This is a genomic window from [Ruminococcus] torques ATCC 27756 (genome assembly GCF_000153925.1).
GTDB lineage: Bacteria > Bacillota > Clostridia > Lachnospirales > Lachnospiraceae > Mediterraneibacter > Mediterraneibacter torques.
On record NZ_DS264352.1, the window covers coordinates 1,506 to 6,660 of the forward strand.

Here is a 5,155-nt window from a genome sequence, read left to right on the forward strand (position 1 = left end):
AAAGTTCTTGACAAATGATAAAGCTTTTGATAGAATATAAAAGCTGTCGCTTGAGACAGAACAGAGAAAGAACCTTGATAACTGAACAATAGACAACAACCCTTGAAAATTTCTTTAAAGAGAAAAATTTTTAAGAACTACATTGATACAAGATGAGGTTCGGCTTTCACACTAAATTCGTGAGAGACTCATTAAGTGTTCAATGCCAAAACAGTAAAGAGGGAAAGAATTGCTAGTAGTGATTCTTGACCAAGACAAACACTTTTAACGAGAGTTTGATCCTGGCTCAGGATGAACGCTGGCGGCGTGCCTAACACATGCAAGTCGAGCGAAGCACTTTGCTTAGATTCTTCGGATGAAGAGGATTGTGACTGAGCGGCGGACGGGTGAGTAACGCGTGGGTAACCTGCCTCATACAGGGGGATAACAGTTAGAAATGACTGCTAATACCGCATAAGACCACAGCACCGCATGGTGCGGGGGTAAAAACTCCGGTGGTATGAGATGGACCCGCGTCTGATTAGCTAGTTGGTAAGGTAACGGCTTACCAAGGCGACGATCAGTAGCCGACCTGAGAGGGTGGCCGGCCACATTGGGACTGAGACACGGCCCAAACTCCTACGGGAGGCAGCAGTGGGGAATATTGCACAATGGGGGAAACCCTGATGCAGCGACGCCGCGTGAGCGAAGAAGTATTTCGGTATGTAAAGCTCTATCAGCAGGGAAGAAAATGACGGTACCTGACTAAGAAGCACCGGCTAAATACGTGCCAGCAGCCGCGGTAATACGTATGGTGCAAGCGTTATCCGGATTTACTGGGTGTAAAGGGAGCGTAGACGGATGGGCAAGTCTGATGTGAAAACCCGGGGCTCAACCCCGGGACTGCATTGGAAACTGTTCATCTAGAGTGCTGGAGAGGTAAGTGGAATTCCTAGTGTAGCGGTGAAATGCGTAGATATTAGGAGGAACACCAGTGGCGAAGGCGGCTTACTGGACAGTAACTGACGTTGAGGCTCGAAAGCGTGGGGAGCAAACAGGATTAGATACCCTGGTAGTCCACGCCGTAAACGATGACTACTAGGTGTCGGGTGGCAAAGCCATTCGGTGCCGCAGCAAACGCAATAAGTAGTCCACCTGGGGAGTACGTTCGCAAGAATGAAACTCAAAGGAATTGACGGGGACCCGCACAAGCGGTGGAGCATGTGGTTTAATTCGAAGCAACGCGAAGAACCTTACCTGCTCTTGACATCCCGCTGACCGGACGGTAATGCGTCCTTCCCTTCGGGGCAGCGGAGACAGGTGGTGCATGGTTGTCGTCAGCTCGTGTCGTGAGATGTTGGGTTAAGTCCCGCAACGAGCGCAACCCCTATCTTTAGTAGCCAGCGGCCAGGCCGGGCACTCTAGAGAGACTGCCGGGGATAACCCGGAGGAAGGTGGGGATGACGTCAAATCATCATGCCCCTTATGAGCAGGGCTACACACGTGCTACAATGGCGTAAACAAAGGGAAGCGAGACCGCGAGGTGGAGCAAATCCCAAAAATAACGTCTCAGTTCGGATTGTAGTCTGCAACTCGACTACATGAAGCTGGAATCGCTAGTAATCGCGAATCAGAATGTCGCGGTGAATACGTTCCCGGGTCTTGTACACACCGCCCGTCACACCATGGGAGTCAGTAACGCCCGAAGTCAGTGACCCAACCGTAAGGAGGGAGCTGCCGAAGGCGGGACCGATAACTGGGGGTGAAGTCGTAACAAGGTAGCCGTATCGGAAGGTGCGGCTGGATCACCTCCTTTCTAAGGAAGAAATAACTTCTTTCGTCTGGAACAATCCAACTAAAACGGAAGAAATAACTTCTTTCGTCTGGAACAATCCAACTAAAACGGAAGAAATAACTTCTTTCGTCTGGAACAATCCAACTAAAACGGAAGAAATAACTTCTTTCGTCTGGAACAATCCAACTAAAACGGAAGAAGAAGTAGAGTGAGTCGTTGTCTATTGTTTAGTCATCAAGGATGACAAAACTTTTTGGTGGCGATGCGTTCAGGGGTAACACCCGTTCCCATCCCGAACACGATGGTTAAGACCTGAACGGCCGATGGTACTGCACTGGAGACGGTGTGGGAGAGTAGGTGGCCGCCAAATCAAAAAAAGAAAAAACGAAGACAGAAACGCTGTCGAAGTTTAGAATAAATACAGGCAGGGATGAGCAACAACTTATCAAAGCCAACCCAATCAGCAGGGCAGTGCTGTTGGAATAACTGGGTTCACCAGTGATTAGAGTTTAAAAGAGATTTTAAGTTCTAATGACTGATGAACAGTCAGTCAGGATGCGAAGCTCAAAAACCTTTGGTTTTATCGCTCATGGCATTACATGCCAATGCATCAAAAATCAAGATCGCTTAGGAAAATGAATTTTCCACGCGATACCGATTTTTGTTACGCTCGCATCTTTATGTACCTTGAAAACTGCATACAGAGAAAATCAATGATAAGATAAAATATCTAATCAAGACATCCGAGGTAATGTTATTTAACAATTACTATAAAGTTTGAAGAAAACAAACTAAAAATAAATTGGCCTAGAACCAACACATGTAACGCTATACATGTGTGGATAGAAGTTCATTCCCGTGAACAACTATCGTTTGGTTATGCTGATAAGAGCGTATGGTGGATGCCTTGGCACTAAGAGCCGATGAAAGACGTGATAAGCTGCGAAAAGCTTCGGGGAGGGGCAAATACCCATCGATCCGGAGATTTCTGAATGGGGAAACCTAACTGAGCAAACCTCAGTTATCCTGACGCCAATCCATAACGTCAGGAAGGGAACCCGGTGAACTGAAACATCTAAGTAGCCGGAGGAAGAGAAAACAACATGTGATTCTGTGAGTAGCGGCGAGCGAAAACGGAAGAGCCCAAACCGGGATGCGTGCATCCCGGGGTTCGGACCGCGGAATTGATTCAACAAGTTTAGCAGAACAGTTTTGGGAAAGCTGACCAAAGAGGGTGAAAGTCCCGTAAGCGAAAGGCGAGTTGACATGGCGGTATCCAGAGTAGGTCGAGACACGTGGAACCTTGACTGAATATGCGGGGACCACCCCGTAAGGCTAAATACTCCTTAGTGACCGATAGCGCATAGTACTGTGAAGGAAAGGTGAAAAGGACCCCGGGAGGGGAGTGAAAAAGAACCTGAAACCATATGTTTACAAGCTGTGGAACATCTTTATATGATGAACCGCGTACTTTTTGTAGAACGGTCCGGCGAGTTACGCTGGCTGGCGAGGTTAAGCACTGAAGGTGCGGAGCCGAAGGGAAACCAAGTCTGAACAGGGCGAAAGTCAGTCGGAGTAGACCCGAAACCGGGTGATCTATCCATGTCCAGGTTGAAGTTGCCGTAAAAGGCAATGGAGGACCGAACCCACATCCGTTGAAAAGGGTGGGGATGAGGTGTGGATAGGGGAGAAATTCCAATCGAACCCGGAGATAGCTGGTTCTCCTCGAAATAGCTTTAGGGCTAGCCTCATACAAGTCTTGCGGAGGTAGAGCACTGAATTCCTACGGGGGCGTCAAAGCTTACCAAGGGATATCAAACTCCGAATGCCGTGTAGATGATGTATGGGAGTCAGACTATCCGAGATAAGTTGGGTAGTCGAAAGGGAAAGAGCCCAGACCTGCAGCTAAGGCCCCAAAATGTGTGTTAAGTGGAAAAGGATGTGGGATTTCGAAGACAACTAGGATGTTGGCTTAGAAGCAGCCATCCATTAAAAGAGTGCGTAATAGCTCACTAGTCGAGAGGTCCTGCGCCGAAAATGTCCGGGGCTGAAACACACTGCCGAAGCTCAGGGATGAACAGTGATCAATACAGATCAATGCAAGAGGAAAGCTTCTTGATGAAATCAAGAAGATTCCAAAACAGATGAAACAGACTGCTGTTGGTCTGCGTTGATCACTGTTCATCGGTAGAGGAGCATTCTTAAAGAGACGAAGCTGTACCGAAAGGAGCAGTGGATTTTTAAGAAGAGAGAATGCCGGAATGAGTAGCGAGAAAGAGGTGAGAATCCTCTTGGCCGAATATCTAAGGTTTACAGGGTAAAGCTGATCTGCCCTGGGTAAGTCGGGGCCCTAAGGCGAGGTCGAAAGACGTAGTCGATGGATAACAGGTTGAAATTCCTGTACTATCCTGTAACAGAACTGTGGGGACGCAGACAGAGAGCACAAGCCGGGAATGGAAAGACCGGTGCAAGCGAGGTAGGAGTACATCAGGCAAATCCGGTGTGCAATCCGAAGACGTGATGCGGATCGAAAAGAAGTAGAGAAGTGTGTGAGCTGGCTGCCAAGAAAAGCCGCTATTGTTTACAGGATACCCGTACCGTAAACCGACACAGGTGGATGAGGAGAGAATCCTAAGGTCGACGGGAGAAGCATTGTTAAGGAACTCGGCAAAATGACTCCGTAACTTCGGGAGAAGGAGTGCCATGCGAATGGCCGCAGAGAATTGGCCCAAGCAACTGTTTAGCAAAAACACAGGTCTATGCGAAACCGAAAGGTGAGGTATATGGGCTGACGCCTGCCCGGTGCTGGAAGGTTAAGGGGAGAGGTTAGCGCAAGCGAAGCTTTGAACTTAAGCCCCAGTAAACGGCGGCCGTAACTATAACGGTCCTAAGGTAGCGAAATTCCTTGTCGGGTAAGTTCCGACCCGCACGAAAGGCGTAATGATTTGGGCACTGTCTCAACAATGCACCCGGTGAAATTGAAATACCAGTGAAGATGCTGGTTACCTGCGCCAGGACGGAAAGACCCCATGGAGCTTTACTCTAGCTTGATACTGGGATTCGATATTGCATGTACAGGATAGGTGGGAGACTAGGAAGTGGTGACGCCAGTTGCCATGGAGTCAATGTTGGGATACCACCCTTGCAGTATTGGGTTTCTAACCAGCAGCCGTGATCCGGCTGGGGGACAATGTCAGGTGGGGAGTTTGACTGGGGCGGTCGCCTCCGAAAGGGTATCGGAGGCGCTCAAAGGTTCCCTCAGAATGGTTGGAAACCATTCGAAGAGTGCAAAGGCAGAAGGGAGCTTGACTGCGACACCGACGGGTGGAGCAGGTACGAAAGTAGGACTTAGTGATCCGGTGGTATAAAGTGGGATTGCCA

The 5,155-nt window shown here is 48.8% G+C and carries 1 protein-coding gene, 4 rRNA genes and 1 other annotated feature (1 of these 6 running past the window's edge); of the genes, 4 read left to right on the plus strand and 1 reads right to left on the minus strand.

What is annotated here, in order from left to right; all coding sequences use genetic code 11:
* Together RUMTOR_RS13625 and RUMTOR_RS06365 are read left to right on the plus strand one after the other, a co-directional pair.
* A 16S ribosomal RNA gene (locus RUMTOR_RS13625) occupies positions 1 to 194 on the plus strand (it extends 1,159 nt beyond the left edge of the window).
* A 69-nt stretch (positions 195 to 263) separates the two neighbouring features.
* Positions 264 to 1,795 (plus strand): 16S ribosomal RNA (locus RUMTOR_RS06365).
* On the opposite strand, the gene RUMTOR_RS13255 is transcribed toward RUMTOR_RS06365, so the two are convergent.
* On the minus strand, positions 1,785 to 1,955 hold the full coding sequence (locus RUMTOR_RS13255) for a hypothetical protein (protein ID WP_207634932.1): 171 nt from the start codon (positions 1,953 to 1,955) through the stop codon (positions 1,785 to 1,787). The two genes, RUMTOR_RS06365 and RUMTOR_RS13255, sit on opposite strands and share 11 nt — an antisense overlap.
* Before the next feature lie 71 nt (positions 1,956 to 2,026).
* Between RUMTOR_RS13255 and rrf the strand changes: the two genes are divergently transcribed.
* Positions 2,027 to 2,144 (plus strand): 5S ribosomal RNA (rrf, locus tag RUMTOR_RS06370).
* Between the two features lie 519 nt (positions 2,145 to 2,663).
* Positions 2,664 to 4,755: ribosomal RNA gene (locus RUMTOR_RS14045) — 23S ribosomal RNA — on the plus strand.
* Together the 16S, 23S and 5S rRNA genes form the textbook arrangement of a ribosomal RNA operon.
* A 58-nt stretch (positions 4,756 to 4,813) precedes the next feature.
* Positions 4,814 to 5,155 (plus strand) — a sequence feature (23S ribosomal RNA rRNA prediction is too short).